Origin of the sequence: Faecalispora jeddahensis (genome assembly GCF_000577335.1) — a bacterium.
GTDB lineage: Bacteria > Bacillota > Clostridia > Oscillospirales > Acutalibacteraceae > Faecalispora > Faecalispora jeddahensis.
In genome coordinates this window covers 32,159-49,198 of the sequence record NZ_CBYL010000028.1, presented here as the reverse complement: position 1 = coordinate 49,198, position 17,040 = coordinate 32,159, and the positions used below count along the sequence as shown (strand labels likewise).

The following is a 17,040-nucleotide window of genomic DNA, read 5'->3' as shown; positions in this document are numbered from 1 at the left end:
TTTGCCATTGCTGGTAGCTCTTGAATTATATAAAGAAAAAATAATTAGTAAAATAGTATCATAAAGAAACAGCACCACCCATATGAGCGATGCTGTTTCTTTACTGATATTCTTGATCTAACAGTTAACTTTAAGTTTTTAGATGCTTCTTTTGCCCAGAATTTCTTTTGCCCTTTTATTATCCGGTTCTAGGCAAATGATCCTTTTAGCAAATTCAATTAATTCATCTTCCAGAAATGGGGAATCAGGATGCTCATAAAAGATATTAATTATCCATGTTAAAATATTATAATTCATAGAATCTAATTTTAATCCGAGATCTAAATGCCAACGAATTACTGGATATATATCATAAAAGAAGGTTCCCTGAAACATTAAAAAATTGCATATTAAGAGATGATTTTTACATGTTTCTTGCCTGGATATCATATACAGCAAATAGCAATATAAATTCATATCATCTGTCTCAGAAAAATCTTTTACAAGTGCTTCAGATGAATATACATAATTTTCACTTGCTAAAACATCATAAACATTTTTGTACGAATGATTATCCAAAAGTTTAATTATATTTTTCATTTTTTCACCCATGCATCTCCAATCTTAAAAATACCATCAACTATCATACCTCTGACAATAATTGTTTCTCCTGCGTATTTATATGTGATTTGTTGAACTCCCCCTGTTAATGTTTCCCATGAGCCTTTTCTTATTGCCTGTTGTATTAGATTTTCAATACCCTTTGTTGTCACTTTTTTTAATACTTGCCCCCATAGGTGCTTTGAAACATTTATATGCGACATTTTTTGAGTAGTTATCTTACCTATGGATTTAAATGCTACTTTTGCCGATTGTATTCCTAACTTTGCACTTATTTGGCCTCCAAGCTTCGCAACATATGGCCCTAAGATCGCTCCTAACGCAGCGCCACCAACGGTAGCCGCTGAAATTAACGCCCATTTTTTCCAGCCAGTTAAGCCAAATTGTTTTGCAAGAAAATAGCCTAAAGTTGCGCCTGCAACTCCCCCAACAATACCTCCAATGATATTTGCAGCAATATGACCGTCGTCATCTGCCATATTGGCCGGATTATTCAGGCAGTAGGCAAAAAGATTATGCTCCGTCAGGTTTTCCTGATCTTCCAGAAGAATATCCGTATCATCCGCATTCAAAAACCTGCCGGTCTGCGCATCATAGTACCTGCTGTTCAGGTGGTAAAGTTCCGTCTCCGCATCAAAGTAATACCCGCGATACAGGAAGGGATTCAGCTTGCCGATAGTATCTGCCATGCTGCCAGTCGTAGTAAGAAGCTTGCCCCATGCGTCATAGCTGTATTCTACAACGGTGTTGGCGCTGCTGTCAACGATTCCGGTCACGTCATCCTGAGCGTTCTTTATGCGATAATGGACGATATCGTTATAGGTCCCCCTCACTTTTATCATAACGTGTTTGCCGGCAACCCGTTCACCGGTGAGGACTATATGAAAATACGGAAATTTCGAATGAGCCTTACTCCGGATTTTGAGAGTTACTATCTGGTATTCAATCTTTTAGATAAGCCTGAGGAATCTAGATAGATACCTCAGGCTTATTACGTATTAGGTATAATTGTTATGCTCTATCAATAGAGCGAATTGGGATTGGGTAAGCATAAATAATCAACGAACAAAACCAGCAGGAAGTCCGTATCGTCAGGTGATTCGCGGGAGAATATATTGGTTGTACCGAACATAGAAATTCAAATTGATACGTAGACCTCTTTTGAACCGATATATTCTTCCGCTGCTCTCCACCGAAATTTTGACGCACATATCGTAGTCCCTGTATAACTTTCCATATCGGCTTCTGATAAACCGCCGCAATCACACCAATAAATGCAATCTTCTTTCAAAATCATAGTTGCGTCAATAATTTCACAGGTATAATTTTCGTCATTAGGCGACATTTTTAAATATTTTAAACCTACAAATTCGAGTTCAATTGCCGACGGATTCTTAAATTGTCTTTGGATTATAATTTTCAAAACCCGCTGATCATTTATAGGATGCATCGATAAATTTTCATGTACATATGCACCGCTAATATATTTTAATTCTTTGATACAACTATCATGAAAAGCATACTGCATTTCCATAAAATGGTTTAAATCTTCGTCATTATTAATTTCGTTCCACATTTCTACTTTCCCCCTTTATCATCCAAAAATCATGATGAGTCCCTTCCCGACACCAGCGCCAAGCGGTTCAAAAAGAAAGTCATCTGCAACGCCTATTCCTGTTGCATCGTCAGCGGCTACAAATGCTATACTTACAGCGCAAACTACAACTAGCCCTACTCCCAGCACAGGCTCCCAACTAAAATCATAAAACGGGTCTGGTGGAAGATGTCCTGGTTGCCGCACACCATCCTTCCATACATGATCATGTGGAAAGGGCATATCGCCAGAATGATTATAGTCCCTATCCCTCACAGCGTTACCATCCGGACCATACCAACGTTTTTGTTTTGGTGTTCCATCAGGATTAGGTAAGGTTTTACTTGAATCAGGACTTCCTTTCTTTGGTAAACTATTTGAGTTTGAATTTATCTTTACTACTTTTGAAGTCGCATTCGTAATTGATGATACAACAGATTTAGCAGCATTCGCAACAACAGTGATAACTTTTTTTACGGTACTTACAATCACACTTGTAGCACTGTTAATCCATTTAGGCCAATGTCCAGATGGGTCGCTCATGTTGACGGGATCGTTCATGCAATAAGAGTACAGGTTATAACCGTGAATGTCACCACCAACACTAGCAATAAAACTATCAGCATTGATCCACCTACCTATCACTGGATCATAGCACCTGCTGTTCAGGTAGTACAACCCCGTCTCTGCATCGAAATAATACCCACGATACAGGAATGGATTCAGTTTGCCGATGGTATCTGCCATGCCGCCGGTTGTACTAAGCAGCTTGCCCCAAGCATCATAGCTGTATTCTACAACGGTGTTGGCGCTGCTGTCAACGATACCAGTCACATCGCCCTGGGCGTTTTTGGTGTAATAATAGGCGGTATCGTTGTAGGTAAAGCCCACTCTTGTTCCGTCGCTGTCGTAGAGGAACCACAGAATATCATTTCCGGTTTTCTGTGCCAGAACACTGCTGCCGTCCACAAGATATTCCGTCGTGACCCCATCTACCGTTTTGCCGGTACGAATGCCGTCGCTGTTGTAGGTGTAGCTGATCCCCTTACCATTGACAGCGGCGGTTCTCAGCTGGCGGCCTTCCCAGGTAAAGCTCATGCCGTCGCGGTAAGTCAGGGGATTGCCTATCTGGTCATAGGTGATGCTCTGGCCGTTGTAGCTGGTCAGCAGATCCTTCCAGTTGGCGCTGCCGTAGGAATAGGAGACTATGTCAATGATTTTGCTCCCTGCAATGCAAGTTGATCCGGCGTATTCAATCGAACATTTTCCCGGGTACCAACATAATTTACCAACCCCATTGCGGCGTCTTTTGTCATAACGTGCTTTCCATCGGCCTGCTCACCAGCGCGGGCGATATGAAAGTATCGGGTATTTAAAATAAGCCTTGCTCCTGCCATTGGCATCATCTCCTATAATTATTCTTAATAGTTACAAAAAAACAGCGCTATCAAAGACAGCGCTGTTTTCCACAGAAAGAAGACTTTACTCAAGTCCCTCATAAACGGTTATACACAGGGTATCATATTCTTCAAATACACTTACAATAATGTTTTTATCTGGATGATTATGCTGTAAGGTTAATGACCAATAAAACTGAATTGATTTTGCAAGGGCTTTAATTTGTTCATTATAAAATGGATCATTCGTATCAGAATTTATATGAAAAAAATCTTGTATTTCGTAAAGATTCATGATTTTTTCAATTTGAGTCTTATCTCCATTTAGCCTTTCTTTCCAATCATCATAATTCTTTTGATCAAAGTGATCTTTCAATAGAATGCAATTATCCTTTGTTATAATTTCTGGGCAGAAGAAATTGGCGAAAGCTAATGCCCCTTGGATATCCGATTTGATATTCACATAACTCCACCATGTAAAATTATCTTTATTTGCATCCTTCCACTCCACAAAATTTGAAACAATATTTGGATCAACTAAATTCATCCCATCTAAATCCTTTCGGCAGCTCCCATTGTTCAGGTCTTCTTACGTTATAACCATTTTTGAATTTTTCACCTGTAACGGGATTGGTGTTAATATTCGGTTCTTTGACATTGGGCCTCGGTATATCGCCATGAGGTTTTCCTTTTAATCTTACTTGCTTTTTCATTTCGCCATCTGCAGGGTATTAAAATGAGCCCTGTTTCAAGCATGTGCGATCAACTTTTTTATATTTGATTTTGTAATAGACAAGCCTCCCGCTATTCATTTTGACGCGGAAGGCTTGTCTATTGAAAGTTTCAAGTTTGGAAAGACACTGTCTGTTATTATCCAAACTTTTAAAAAATAAAGCCAAGTTACAATTAGCACAATTCTTTGTACTGATTATTTTTTTGATGAATAGATAGAATATTGTCTTAAATTGTAACCACAATATCGATCAATTAGTTTTTCTTCAAAATTCTTCCAAGAGACTGAAGGAATACTAAATTTACTATGTGTGATAAATTCATTTGTGGGCGGTAAAATAGGAAAGTTTTTAATAAAGATAAGTTTTGAAGGAATAACTTTTTTTGCTGTATTCAATAATCCAATTCTGAATTGGGGCAAGAAACCAAAATCATCAACTTTATATTTCATCTTGGACTTCTCAGCAATGTCCTCATCAGGTTGCTTTCCGTCAATAGGCAAAAAGCGATCCTCATACTTGGTAAAAAATATTTGCACATATTCCAAATTTTCAAAATCTTCTGCACAAGTGGGAAGTTGATCATCTTTTGTGATTTTCACATACACAATCGGAATAATATGCCCTGGATGCCATGTGTTTTCATCCACTTTTTGAACTAGTAAGTGGCAACCTAAAAGCCCTCTTTCTTTTGCTAAATCACTTTCAAGCTTATATGCAAATACATCACCGATTTTCCACTCACACTTGTAAAGACGGTATTGCGAAATCTTCTTTTCCGGTGGTTGTTGGGAATTTAGCTTTTGCCGCAATTCTTCTAACTCTTTTTTCCTGATAGGAGCTTGTTCTGGATTTTCCGTTTCCCATCTTTTCAAATCGCTGCCTTTGTCGAGCCACGTGATAGCTTGTTTTTTCACCTCCGGCAATAGTCTTCCCACATTCCATTGAGTGTCCGCCAGGGCAAGCCAAAAAATAGGGCTGTCATCCGGGTCATCGATTGCATCAGTATACTCGTCAATCAACTGTCTGGTGATTTCTTCAGCGCTCTTCCCTCTGTGAAGTAAGTCCTTAAATTGATCACGAACATCTTGTGCAACATCATCTTGATATAATTTTGCTCCCCATGCACCCATAACTATACCTCCTTAATTTCCTGTCCAGTAGAGAACTTCATTTGATATTTGATTATCTAAGTAGGCTAAAGCTCCTCTTCCGGCTTCCATATACATTCCCAGCTTAGGATTAAAAGGACTTATCCCATTTATTTGGTTATTCATACTATTACGCGTATTAATGGTATGGTGTGCCAACATTAGGATTTGTTCAACTCCACGAGCTTCAACTGCATTAAGTCCTGTAGCTAAAGTAACCATTTCCAAATTAGCTCTTGCTGGATTCATTTCATGTGCTTTTGCACGTTTCGCAGGGTTTGTTGTTCGTCCAACATATTCTATTCGCCCAGTGTTTGTGTTTTGAAGCCCATAAACTGTATGATTTTTAGACAAATTTTTATACGTTTTTTCAGCGGCCTTTGAGACCGCCGCAGCCCCTGTAGCGGCCAGAGCTACCTTTCCCGCCGAAGCAGCAACCCCTAAAGCTGCTGTTGTAGTTGCAGTAGCCACTAGCATTGTTCCTCCACCTGCTACTGCAACGGAGGCAAGTCCGGCTGTTGCTACACAAACTGCAACCACTGCTACCACTGCCGCAGCTACCGCTACCACAGTAAATATCGTGCTGAGCTTAGGCCAATTACCGCTGGGATCGTCATACATAACTGGATTGTTGAATGCATAGGCGAACATGTTATGTCCTTGTACATTCCCGGTTTGGCCAATGGCTGCATCCGCATTCAAAAATCTGCCAGTCTGCGCATCATAATATCTGCTATTCAGGTAGTACAGCTCAGTTTCCGCATCATAATAATATCCTCGGTACAGAAAGGGATTCAGCTTACCGATAGTATCTGCTTTGCTGCCGGTGGTAGTAAGCAGTTTACCCCAAGCATCATAGCTGTATTCTACAACGGTGTTGGCGCTGCTGTCAACGATACCAGTCACATCGCCCTGGGCGTTCTTTGTATAATAATAAGCGGTGTCGTTATAGGTAAAGCCCACTCTGGTTCCGTCGCTGTCGTAGAGGAACCACAGAACATCATTCCCGGTTTTCTGTGCCAGAACATTGCTGCCGTCCACAAGATATTCCGTCGTGACCCCATCTACCGTTTTGCCGGTACGAATGCCGTCGTTGTTGTAGGTGTAGCTGATCCCCTTACCATTGACAGCGGCGGTTCTCAGCTGGCGGCCTTCCCAGGTAAAGCTCATGCCGTCGCGGTAGATGAGAGGATTGCCAATCTGGTCATACGTAATGCTCTGGCCGTTGTAGCTGGTCAGCAGATCCTTCCAATTGGCATTGTCGTAGGCATAAGAAATGGTGTTTGTAGGGCTGCCCAGCTCACCGGTGGTGTAGGCATAGGTGCTAACAGCGGTAATATTTCCGCCCACGTCATACGAGTAGGCGATGCTCGTACCCGCTTTCTGGTCATCCGTGCGGACAAGCTGGTTCAGCTGATCGTAGGTATAGGTTGTGACATTGTTCTGCGCATCCGTAACCGTGCTGATGTTTCCGTTATCGTCATAGGTGTACTGAAACTGGGAAAGTACGCTGCTGTCTGTATCGCTTACCCAGCGGTTGTTGATGAACTTTTTGGTAAGAGTGGTCGTTCGGTAGTCGGACACAGGCACAAATTCTGTTTGTGTGCGAAGAGCAGGATTTCCTTGGCTGTGGACTAGCTTTGTCATGCTAATCCGGTTCAGGGTGTCATAAACAAAGTCCATTTTTCCGCCGGAGAGCAAGGTCGTCGTGTTGTTCCGACTGTCTACACTGTAAGTAAAGGAAGCGGTTTTGCTTTACCCGCCAAACACATAGTTGATTCCTTTGGAGCGATCCATGTTATGATCTCTTCTCAGCATTTCTTTGATTTTTTCTAGCAAACGCTGCCGTACGGATCTTTCCTATCCATATGCCCCCCTAATGTTGATTGGTTACATGAGGGGGGATTTGTCACTGTCCGTTTTTACAAAATTTATTCAAAGTAGTATGGCGGATGATACTGAGATTAACATTAGTTGCCTAAACGATTTTTACATTCAAGGTAATCTAACCTTTTTATAGTGCAATTTTGAAAATTCAAAATAAAGATCACTTTCACTAAATAACATTACTTCAAATGATAATCGTTTTGAATCAATAGGGAGGATTTCACTGTAGAGCCAATCGCAATTGCCTGAAAATTCACCGAATGATAAATCTGATCTCAAGTTTTTTATATCAGTAAAAACCAATATATGTTCAATATTATTATTTTGATAATCTATTAAACATAAAGTTAATTTATACTGACATCGTGATTTTAAACTCTCCTTACTAATATTAATGCTCTTTAAAATCGAGTCGTGCATATGATGCATTACAAACTCTTTCCAAAAAGACTTAGGCAATCGACCAGAAATTTTTTCCAGCTCATAAAAATATTTCTGGTATTGTTCGTTCCATTCGGCTTCGTAAGCTTCTCCATCAAGTGAACATACTTTGCCATATAGATTTCGGTTCAAAAATTTCATACAATATCCTTCCTACCAAGCGGGGGCAAATGGCATATAAGGAGATGGTACAGGTGCAGGAATATTTGGTGCATAAGGTGAAAAACCAAAATAATTAAAATACGATCCACTATTATATAGATGGCAGACACATTCACCTTCATCAGCTCCACATGGATAAACATGTAATAAGGATGCTTGTTGCTGATTATCCCAACTTTTAGCTTTTTTATCCCAATCCCAGTTTGCTTTCTCCTTTAGTTCTTTTCTCACTGATTTAGGAGGACTTCCGGAACTGCCATCATGTGGAGATCCATCTTTATTTTGAGCAAATTTCTCCTTTCTTCTTTCAACATGTATGTGTCTTTTTGTACCTGACTGAGCATTCTCTGGATCAATACGGGCCGTCCATCCTTGGGATAGCTCGATTTTTATACCTGCTGCAGCACCAGCGGTTGCTCCATATGACAGGCTTTTGTCATCATTATAATTAGTAAATATACCCTTAATCCATTTTTTTATAGTATCAAACCATCCATAACCTGAAGTATCAACCCTAATAACAGGATTATTGCCACAATATGCAAACATATTGTTTCCTAATATTCCCTGACCTGTACTAATAAAACCATCCGCATTGATAAATCTACCTGTTTGGGTATCATAGTATCTGCTGTTCAGGTGGTATAGCCCCGTCTCGGCATCATAGTAATACCCACGGTACAGGAAAGGATTAAGCTTGCCGATGGTATCAGCCATATTGCCTGTTGTAGTCAGCAGCTTGCCCCAAGCGTCATAGCTGTATTCTACAACGGTGTTGGCGCTGGTGTCAACGATACCAGTCACATCGCCCTGGGCGTTCTTTGTATAATAATAAGCGGTGTCGTTGTAGGTAAAGCCCACTCTGGTTCCGTCGCTGTCGTAGAGGAACCACAGAACATCATTCCTGGTTTTCTGTGCCAGAACATTGCTGCCGTCCACAAGATATTCCGTCGTGACCCCATCTACCGTTTTGCCGGTACGAATGCCGTCGTTGTTGTAGGTGTAGCTGATCCCCTTACCATTGACAGCGGCGGTTCTCAGCTGGCGGCCTTCCCAGGTAAAGCTCATGCCGTCGCGGTAGGCGAGGGGATTGCCGATCTGGTCATAGGTGATGCTCTGGCCGTTGTAGCTGGTCAGCAGATCCTTCCAATTGGCATTGTCGTAGGCATAAGAAATGGTGTTTGTAGGACTGCCCAGCTCGCCAGTGGTGTAGGCATAGGTGCTAACAGTTGTAATATTGCCGCCCGCATCGTAAGAGTAGGTAGTGCTTGTCCCTGCCTTCTGGTCATCCGCTCGGACAAGCTGATTCAGCCCATCGTAGGCGTAGGTAGTGACATTGTTTTGAGCATCCGCAACCGTGCTGATATTCCCATTATCGTCATAGGTGTACTGATATTGAGATAAAACGGTATTTGTGCTTCCCACCCGGCGGAAGTTACTGTAAGTACCGGTTAAGGTTGTCGTGCGGTTGCCAGATACATTCAGGAATTCTGCCTTTGTCCGCAACGTGGGATCACCGGGATTTGGATTCAGATCGGTTACCGTGTTACGGTTAAGCGTATCATAGCTGAAGGTCATCTTTCCACCGGAAAGCAAGGTGGTCAGGCTTTTTCGGCTGTCTGCGCCATAGGAAAAGGCAGTGGTCTTACTTTGCCCGCCAAATACATAGTTGATTCCTTTGGAGCGATCCATATTGTCGTAGCTATATTTGATTTCAGCATCGTTTCCGAAGGCTTTTCTCGTCAACCGGTCACCGATGTCGTAGAACAATTCGGTAGTATTAGTGGCTCCGCCGATAGCCTTGGTACTCCAGCGTGTTTTTGGCTTCCGGTATCTCGCAAAGTAGATCGGTAATGGTGTCTATCTGTTTTTTCGTGGCTGGTTTTTCTGCAACTCCTGGCTTTAAATGAAGCGGATCAAGATTCAGTGGTGGTGGATCTGCTCCGGGTAAGGCAAGTTGATTCGGTATATTTAACTGAACACTTTCCCGGGTGCCAACATAATTCACTAGACCCATTGCCGCATCTTTTGTCATAACATGTTTTCCGTCGGCCTGCTCACCTGCGTGGGCTATGTGAAAATAGCGTGAGTTTAAAATGAGCCTTGCTCCAGGCATTGGGGATACCTCCTATAATTATTTTTGATTTCAAATAAAACATCAGCTTTTTATTGTGATTTTATTGAATATCGATTTTATAATTATTTATAAAATACAAATCCGGGGTATCTACACACCCCGGATTTGTATTTAATATTCAAGTACTATCGACTATTTGTGGCAATCTACTCTGGACAGGAACTTATTTATAAAATCATCATCGTAACCGTGATCGGATAAGAGATCTTTTACACTAGAATAAGGTTTATAGTCGATTTCTTTTCTTGCACTAATACATTCATTTAGTCTATCATTTAAAGCTATATAACATTTACTCCCACTACCATAAATGTTTTTTTCAATCTCTTTGGTTAAATAGTACTCAAGCCTATCTATCATAATCACTAGGTGCTCTCTTGTAGACATAATATCGTCTCCTGTAATTAAATTAGTTGATACAAATAAACCCGTATATTATATAACTCCATAAATTTAGTTCATTGCTTATCCTCCACTTCATATAAATTATGGCACAGGTATCAAATTTCTTGCAGGGATTACCCGTGAGCCTTCAGAAATGACAATATAAATTATTAACGCAGTTCCTGTAAGCCCTGTTGCTGCAGCTATTTGTTCTGTAAAAGATGGTTCTTGTATAACTGGCTCTGATAAAGTTGGATCCCATGTGAACGTGTGTGTTCTAACTTTACCCCCTGGATATACATGATCATGACTGCCATCTCGATAATGCCTTCTCCAACCTTCGCCGCCATCCATGTCAACATCAGGGACCCAAACATTTCCCGATTTATCAAGCCATCCTGTTTCTCCTCTTCCACCGGGAGCAGGTACTCTTTTTTTACCTTTATCAGGATTTTTAGGCGGTTTATATCCTGTATTTGGTGGAGGTGGTGATTTAGTGTCAATACTTCCAGAAAGCGATTTCCCTTTTGCTCCTGCTCTTACTGCAGCTTCATATGCGAGGGGAGAAAGCCCTTGTTCTAAACGGTGAAAATCTGCTACTGTTCCACTGTAATTATATGCCACACCGTTATATATCCATGTTGTTCCGAGAGGGTCACATCTATTAATGGGGTCATTTCCACAGTAAGCAAATAGATTATATGACAGTAAGTCTTGATCTGCACCCGCTACACCATCAGCATTTAAGAATCTACTTGTGCTAGAATCATAATATCGATTATTTAAATAGAATAATTCTGTCTCCGCATCGAAGTAATACCCACGATACAGGAAAGGATTCAGCTTGCCGATGGTATCCGCTTTGCTGCCGGTTGTACTAAGCAGCTTGCCCCAAGCGTCATAGCTGTATTCTACAACGGTGTTGGCACTGCTGTCAACGATACCAGTCACATCGCCTTGGGCGTTTTTGGTGTAATAATAGGCGGTATCGTTGTAGGTAAGGCCCACTCTTGTTCCGTCGCTGTCGTAGAGGAACCATAGAATATCATTTCCGGTTTTCTGTGCCAGAACACTGCTGCCGTCCACAAAATATTCCGTCGTGACCCCATCTACCGTTTTGCCGGTACGAATGCCGTCGTTGTTGTAGGTGTAGCTGACCCCCTTACCATTGATAGCGGCGGTTCTCAGCTGGCGGCCTTCCCAGGTAAAGCTCATGCCGTCGCGGTAGGTGAGAGGATTGCCAATCTGGTCATACGTAATGCTCTGGCCGTTGTAGCTGGTCAGCAGATCCTTCCAATTGGCATTGTCGTAGGCATAAGAAATGGTGTTTGTAGGGCTGCCCAGCTCGCCAGTGGTGTAGGTATAGGTGCTAACAGTTGTAATATTGCCGCCCGCATCGTAAGAGTAGGTAGTGCTTGTCCCTGCCTTCTGGTCATCCGCTCGGACAAGCTGATTCAGCCCATCGTAGGCGTAGGTAGTGACATTGTTTTGAGCATCCGCAACCGTGCTGATATTCCCATTATCGTCATAGGTGTACTGATATTGAGATAAAACGGTATTTGTGCTTCCCACTCTGCGGAAGTTACTGTAAGTACCGGTTAAGGTTGTGGTGCGGTTGCCAGATACATTCAGGAATTCTGCCTTTGTCCGCAACGTGGGATCACCGGGATTTGGATTAAGATCGGTTACCGTGTTACGGTTAAGCGTATCATAGCTGAAGGTCATCTTTCCACCGGTAAGCAAGGTAGTCAGGCTTTTTCGGCTGTCTGCGCCATAGGAAAATGAAGTGGTTTTACTTTGCCCGCCAAATACATAGTCGATTCCTTTGGAGCGATCCATATTGTCGTAGCTATATTTGATTTCAGCATCGTTTCCGAAGGTTTTTCTCGTCAACCGGTCACCGATGTCGTAGAACAGCTCGGTAATACTGGCGGCTCCACCGGTAACGTCGGTGATTCTGGCCAAATTTCCACGCGCGTCGTAATCGTACTGATAGGCGGCCGTGCCGTTTTTCTGTACGGAGGTAACGCGGTCATAGCTATCGTATCCATAGCCAAGCTGGAAGCCGTTGCCGTAAGTGGAATTCGACAGGTTCCCGTTATTCCCCGCGTAGGTGTTAGTAATCAGGCTCTGCGAACCAACTTTGATATTCGTTGTGTTTCCAAAGCCGTCATAAGAAAACCCATAGTCGAAACCATTGTGGGTGATGCGGTTCAGGCGGTCAGAAGAATCATACCCATAAGTATTCTGCACCGTTCCGGCGCTGATTTGCGCGCTGACGCCCGTCAGAGAATAGTTACCTGCATCATAGGTATAGTTGGTTGCATTCCCTTTCGGATCGGTGACGGAATTGGTCAGGCCGGTTGTTCCATCAATGTCATAGGTGGTGGTTTTACCGCGCTGGTCGGAGGTGGAGGTCACATAGTTCCCGTTCGCACTGTAACCCTGAGTGGTTTGCAGGTAGGGGTTTTCTGGAACAGTGGTATCAATTGCTCCAGATCCACTAATGGTTCCCATTTTGGAATCAACTACATTGCCCTTGCCGTCGTAGGTATAATACATCCCGATTTTTGTCTGGGCAGAACGCGCGGACTTTAACTGATGCGCGGCGATTCCAGAGGTACCCACATAGTAATATTCATATGCTTCGTTATTGCGACTTTTCGCGCTTTCCAGCTCCTTAGAGCTGCTGTTGTAGTTATACGTTTCGTTGTTTTGAGCGTTCTGTTTCGAGGTAATCAGTTTACCAGAGGAATTGTAGGTATAGGCAGACCCGGTTTCATCCATATTGAGCTGAATATCTTTAAAAGACACGTCGTTCGCATTTTTATAATAGATAATATGGAATGCAACGCGAGCAATCGTCTTGCCCTGATTGCCTTCGGAAGCTGCAACCGCGTTGCTGGTGTATTGCTCCCCGGTGGAATCAGGGTTAAAAGAAACGATATTCCACTGTGTCGTTCCATCGGTGAAATATAGGCCAAGGTCAAGCGCGAAGTGCCGGTCCAAAGCGGCATTCAGCGGTATCGAATTTCCCTTTGCTTTTCCGGACAGTATAAATGCGATACTGCCGGCGGATTTGTTAATTGGGACATTCTGATAAAGACTTTTGTTTTTGGACGGATTTCCCTTCATTTTCAGCCAGGTGGCAGACATTCCATCATTCGGCTCAAAATTTACAGAAGTCCATGCATCCGGCTGAGAATTTGTTGCATAAGAGAAATCGGGGTTTTCCAGCAGGTTATAGGAATTTACCACATTTCCGCGTTCCAGCTGGAGGCCGTCAAACCACGCGGTGCCATTGGAATAACAAAGACCCGCATAAACGACCAGCTTATTTGTACCTTGTGGAAGGGTAAAGGTGCAGGAAATTCTCTGCCAGTCGTTGGTTCCGCTGATTCCTTTTCCGGTGAAAGTACCCAGCTCTGTGCCGCCGTTGTAAGCGACTGCGTAAACGGCCGCACCTCTGCCGCCGGTGGCCTGATTCGTTTTCGCGTAAGCGGAAAGGGTATAAGTACCGGAGGAAACGCTCGTCAGGGTCTGCATGGCACCGGCACGGGTGGGGCTTGCCTGATTCTGCGTGACTTTGAGAGAATTTGTTCCAAGATAGGCTGTAGTGCTGTCCACGGTCAGCTGCCCACCGGGAGAAGACCAGTTAGATTGGGCCCATGTCCCGTTTTTCAGCTCCGCGCTGTGGTCGCGCAGCAGGTTTGTAACCGGAGCGCTGGTCATGGCCTGTTGCGTGATTTTATTTGCGGTGCCGTCTTTTGCGTCCTTGCTTGTAATCGTATAAGCGGCCGCGGATTTGTCGGAATTCAGAATGCTGAAGGTTCTGCCATAGCTGTCAAAGCTGTAGGTTTCCGCTGCAGAAGAACCGGACTGCTTGGTATAGGTAAAGGTGCTGGTATTGTCGGGATTATATGAGATACCGATAGAATTTCCGGCAGCCCCGTCAGAGGATTTTTCCTGCACCAGTGTGACACGATTCTTTACCATTGGGCTGCTGCCTGTACTCTGGTAGCTATACAGGATTTTACTTCCATCCAGATCGATGGCTTCCTGCAGGCGGTTGTCCGAATCGTAAGTGTACCGCGTAATTTTGCCATCGTAGTGGGTGATGGATGTCAAAAGAGTCTCTGAGGTTTCGGTAGTTTTATAATAGAACTTTGTCTGCTTGCCGTCTGGTGTGGTGATGGAATTAAGGTTTGCAAAGCGGGTATAGTCCAGTGTAGTAACCCGGCCCGCACCGTCGGTAATGGAAGCAATTTTCCCTCCGTTATATGTCAGATTCAAAAAGTTTCCGTTTTTGTCATAGATCTTTTTCAGGTATCCCGACAGTGAGAAAGTCTTTTTGGAACCATCTGGATAAGAGAGGGTATAATACTCATCGGTAGGCCCACTGGTAGACAGGGATAAGTCAAATCCGTCCTCATCCTTGTACTTGGACGAATTGGATGGATCAGTCACAAAATAATGCTCGGTTCCATCTTCATCCAAATATAGAAATTTGTAGCCTGCCAGCGCAAGCTGTGCAAATTTTTTCTTCTCCGCCTCATTTGTTCCATTGGATTCCACGATCCCGTCAATCCGCTGGCTCAAACTGCTTTGGATTCCCCAGCCATAGATACCACCGCGCTGACCATCTTTAAACGGTGTGCCGGAGTGGTCACCACTGTAAACGAGGGAAAAGTCCAAAGGAGTCAGTTCACCTGTCGTTCCCGCAACGGGAATCTGAAACACCAGGTTGCCTGTATAGTCGTTGACGGAACCTGTCCCGGCTCGACCCGCCGACTGGCTGTGGTAGCTCCAGTAATCCTCCAGACCGGTGTTATTCACGAAACGGATGAACAGTTCAGGATTTACTCCCTCTGCATCCGGATATTCCGAAGTAGCGTATTGATTCCTGATGACAGCAGCTTCATCACTGGCTGTCAAGAGGATTCCGTATTTGGTTTTCGTGCCGTCATACCAGCTTTTGGCCAGCTTGGTAATGTCCCAGGTGTTGCTATTTCCTCCCATGCTTTGAGAAGTATTGAAATAATCAAGAATAGGGCCGTTCTTCGAGGTGTTTACAGCGGAGTTGATGCTGTTCCAGGTAACCGCCTTTTCGTCCCAGGAGGAAGTCATTTCATACGCGTTGATCTGCATGGTGCCTGTGGAAGGATTCAGTCCGGAAGGAAACTGTACCATGTTCAGTTCGGTGCGTACCACCATATCGCCCTTGGAAAGCTGCGGCAGGTCAAAGTCCACCAGAACCCGGCTTGTTTTATAAGTCGATGTTTCGTTGCCGATATATACACTGCCCATAGAGCCAAAATTGTTATTTGGTGCGCCGGAGCTGATGAAAGTATCACGCGTTTTCCCCTTGACTGTTCCGACGTACGGATCAATCGTAACGGGATAAACTCTGGCTTCATCATTCAGCCAGGTTTCATCGGTATGGATTGCGATCTGAAGTGTGGCCGATTCCTGCTTCAGGATTTCCAAGGTGATCGCATCGCTGATCTGGCCCTTAGCATCCGACATGACCGGAGCTTTGATCGTGAAAACCGGATTCTTCTGTTCGGTATCCGCTTTTTCATACAGCTCGATGGTCTGCCTGTCCGTTTGTTTCGGAACCAGTGCACCGATCTGATAAGTAGAGGTAAACTGCTTCTGTGCCTCTTTTGATTTCAGGATGATATTTTCCTTGACCTTGGAAGAAGAGAGCAGATACTGAACATCTACATTCGGGTATGCATCTGAATAAAGAAGTTCGTTATTCAGCTTTTTCAGCGTCAGAAACTGATCATTTTTACTCTCAGCTGCCAATGTCGTCTTTTGCGGTACGATCTTTGATTTGGCCGCCGCGGCTCCATCTAGTCCCCAGCTGATGGTGTTGGCCCCAGCTTTTACAAACACCGCTTTTTTCGCAGACATGATTTTTGATAGGCTGACCTTCATGCTGCCTGCTTTTGTTTCCAGCTGCTGTGCACTTTCCGCAACCTTGGAATTGACAACCTGTAAAGTGTTGTCGATGTCTTGCCAGCTGCCGGAAGCATCCTGATAATGGATCGGTTCTCTATATGAAGCGGTTAGAAAGGTACCGTCGCTCATGAAAAATGTTTTAGAAGTTTCTGTTCGTTTTTTCGGGTATTCTGTAATGATCTGTGCATTTTCAAAGGTGGTATCCGAATTTTCCGGAATGCCCGCCTCCTGCGCCTGATCACTGATGGAAATTGCGCCGTTCTGCTCCGGAGGTGCTTCTGCCGCAAGCGCCACAGAGGTGAAAGATTGCATCAAAATTACTGCGGATAAAAATGCCGCAGTGTGCTTTAATAACCTATTCATGTTCTACTCCCTTATGCTTGTTCGGCGCCGTCAAGTTTAAAGCATAAGGGAAAGATAGAACGCCGTCAATATAAATAACCTATCTTTAAATATGGTAATGTATGACATGTAAATAACCGGAAAATGAAATAGCGATGACTTCCATTATTTTAAAAATTCTCAACTCTTTTACGAGAAAGAATCTTTATTTGATTTGATGATATTTTAACTTTTATATACTTTACAT

The 17,040-nt window shown here is 43.4% G+C and carries 13 protein-coding genes and 1 pseudogene; all 14 read right to left on the bottom strand.

Annotated elements, in window-relative coordinates; genetic code table 11:
- Positions 1-138: 138 nt before the first annotated feature.
- The 14 genes and pseudogenes from TY09_RS11510 to TY09_RS11450 all read right to left on the bottom strand — a co-directional run bounded on the left by TY09_RS11510 (position 139) and on the right by TY09_RS11450 (position 16,814).
- Positions 139-591 (bottom strand): hypothetical protein, encoded by a 453-nt coding sequence (locus TY09_RS11510; protein ID WP_042434482.1) that lies wholly within the window; start codon positions 589-591, stop codon positions 139-141.
- Positions 576-1,442 carry an RHS repeat-associated core domain-containing protein gene (locus TY09_RS17665; protein WP_052335631.1) on the bottom strand — a complete coding sequence of 289 codons (867 nt, stop codon included), beginning with the start codon at positions 1,440-1,442 and terminating at the stop codon, positions 576-578. Before TY09_RS17665 ends, TY09_RS11510 begins: the two co-directional genes overlap by 16 nt.
- A 296-nt stretch (positions 1,443-1,738) precedes the next feature.
- Positions 1,739-2,176 (bottom strand): hypothetical protein, encoded by a 438-nt coding sequence (locus TY09_RS11500; protein ID WP_052335629.1) that lies wholly within the window; start codon positions 2,174-2,176, stop codon positions 1,739-1,741.
- 18 nt (positions 2,177-2,194) lie between these two features.
- Positions 2,195-3,292 (bottom strand): RHS repeat-associated core domain-containing protein, encoded by a 1,098-nt coding sequence (locus tag TY09_RS17660; RefSeq protein ID WP_052335627.1) that lies wholly within the window; start codon positions 3,290-3,292, stop codon positions 2,195-2,197.
- A gap of 107 nt (positions 3,293-3,399) precedes the next feature.
- Positions 3,400-3,591: a hypothetical protein gene (locus tag TY09_RS11490; protein ID WP_042434479.1), complete on the bottom strand. Its 192-nt coding sequence runs from the start codon at positions 3,589-3,591 to the stop codon at positions 3,400-3,402.
- 85 nt (positions 3,592-3,676) lie between these two features.
- Positions 3,677-4,138: a hypothetical protein gene (locus TY09_RS11485; RefSeq protein WP_042434476.1), complete on the bottom strand. Its 462-nt coding sequence runs from the start codon at positions 4,136-4,138 to the stop codon at positions 3,677-3,679.
- Positions 4,125-4,310 (bottom strand): annotated as a pseudogene (locus TY09_RS17965) (hypothetical protein); the annotation flags it as partial. The pseudogene TY09_RS17965 and the gene TY09_RS11485, both read right to left, overlap by 14 nt.
- Before the next feature lie 209 nt (positions 4,311-4,519).
- On the bottom strand, positions 4,520-5,455 hold the full coding sequence (locus TY09_RS17655) for a cytochrome c-type biogenesis protein (protein ID WP_052335625.1): 936 nt from the start codon (positions 5,453-5,455) through the stop codon (positions 4,520-4,522).
- A gap of 12 nt (positions 5,456-5,467) precedes the next feature.
- A complete protein-coding gene (locus TY09_RS17650; protein WP_052335624.1) occupies positions 5,468-7,156 on the bottom strand; it encodes an RHS repeat-associated core domain-containing protein in 1,689 nt (562 codons plus the stop codon).
- Between the two features lie 312 nt (positions 7,157-7,468).
- Positions 7,469-7,942 (bottom strand): hypothetical protein, encoded by a 474-nt coding sequence (locus tag TY09_RS11470; RefSeq protein WP_042434473.1) that lies wholly within the window; start codon positions 7,940-7,942, stop codon positions 7,469-7,471.
- A gap of 12 nt (positions 7,943-7,954) precedes the next feature.
- Positions 7,955-9,709: an RHS repeat-associated core domain-containing protein gene (locus TY09_RS17645; protein ID WP_147584666.1), complete on the bottom strand. Its 1,755-nt coding sequence runs from the start codon at positions 9,707-9,709 to the stop codon at positions 7,955-7,957.
- 34 nt (positions 9,710-9,743) lie between these two features.
- On the bottom strand, positions 9,744-10,079 hold the full coding sequence (locus tag TY09_RS11460; RefSeq protein ID WP_042434470.1) for a hypothetical protein: 336 nt from the start codon (positions 10,077-10,079) through the stop codon (positions 9,744-9,746).
- Positions 10,080-10,232: 153 nt separating this feature from the next.
- Positions 10,233-10,487, bottom strand: coding sequence for a hypothetical protein (locus TY09_RS11455; protein ID WP_042434467.1), 255 nt, complete (start codon positions 10,485-10,487; stop codon positions 10,233-10,235).
- Positions 10,488-10,586: 99 nt separating this feature from the next.
- On the bottom strand, positions 10,587-16,814 hold the full coding sequence (locus TY09_RS11450) for a DNRLRE domain-containing protein (RefSeq protein ID WP_081759658.1): 6,228 nt from the start codon (positions 16,812-16,814) through the stop codon (positions 10,587-10,589).
- Between the last annotated feature and the right edge of the window lie 226 nt (positions 16,815-17,040).

Coding starts and splice junctions, on each gene's coding strand:
- TY09_RS11510 (WP_042434482.1), bottom strand. CDS start 591: ATGGGTGAAAAAATGAAAAATATAATTAAACTTTTGGATAATCATTCG.
- TY09_RS17665 (WP_052335631.1), bottom strand. CDS start 1,442: ATGATAAAAGTGAGGGGGACCTATAACGATATCGTCCATTATCGCATA.
- TY09_RS11500 (WP_052335629.1), bottom strand. CDS start 2,176: ATGTGGAACGAAATTAATAATGACGAAGATTTAAACCATTTTATGGAA.
- TY09_RS17660 (WP_052335627.1), bottom strand. CDS start 3,292: ATGAGCTTTACCTGGGAAGGCCGCCAGCTGAGAACCGCCGCTGTCAAT.
- TY09_RS11490 (WP_042434479.1), bottom strand. CDS start 3,591: ATGGCAGGAGCAAGGCTTATTTTAAATACCCGATACTTTCATATCGCC.
- TY09_RS11485 (WP_042434476.1), bottom strand. CDS start 4,138: ATGAATTTAGTTGATCCAAATATTGTTTCAAATTTTGTGGAGTGGAAG.
- TY09_RS17655 (WP_052335625.1), bottom strand. CDS start 5,455: ATGGGTGCATGGGGAGCAAAATTATATCAAGATGATGTTGCACAAGAT.
- TY09_RS17650 (WP_052335624.1), bottom strand. CDS start 7,156: ATGGACTTTGTTTATGACACCCTGAACCGGATTAGCATGACAAAGCTA.
- TY09_RS11470 (WP_042434473.1), bottom strand. CDS start 7,942: ATGAAATTTTTGAACCGAAATCTATATGGCAAAGTATGTTCACTTGAT.
- TY09_RS11460 (WP_042434470.1), bottom strand. CDS start 10,079: ATGCCTGGAGCAAGGCTCATTTTAAACTCACGCTATTTTCACATAGCC.
- TY09_RS11455 (WP_042434467.1), bottom strand. CDS start 10,487: ATGTCTACAAGAGAGCACCTAGTGATTATGATAGATAGGCTTGAGTAC.
- TY09_RS11450 (WP_081759658.1), bottom strand. CDS start 16,814: ATGAATAGGTTATTAAAGCACACTGCGGCATTTTTATCCGCAGTAATT.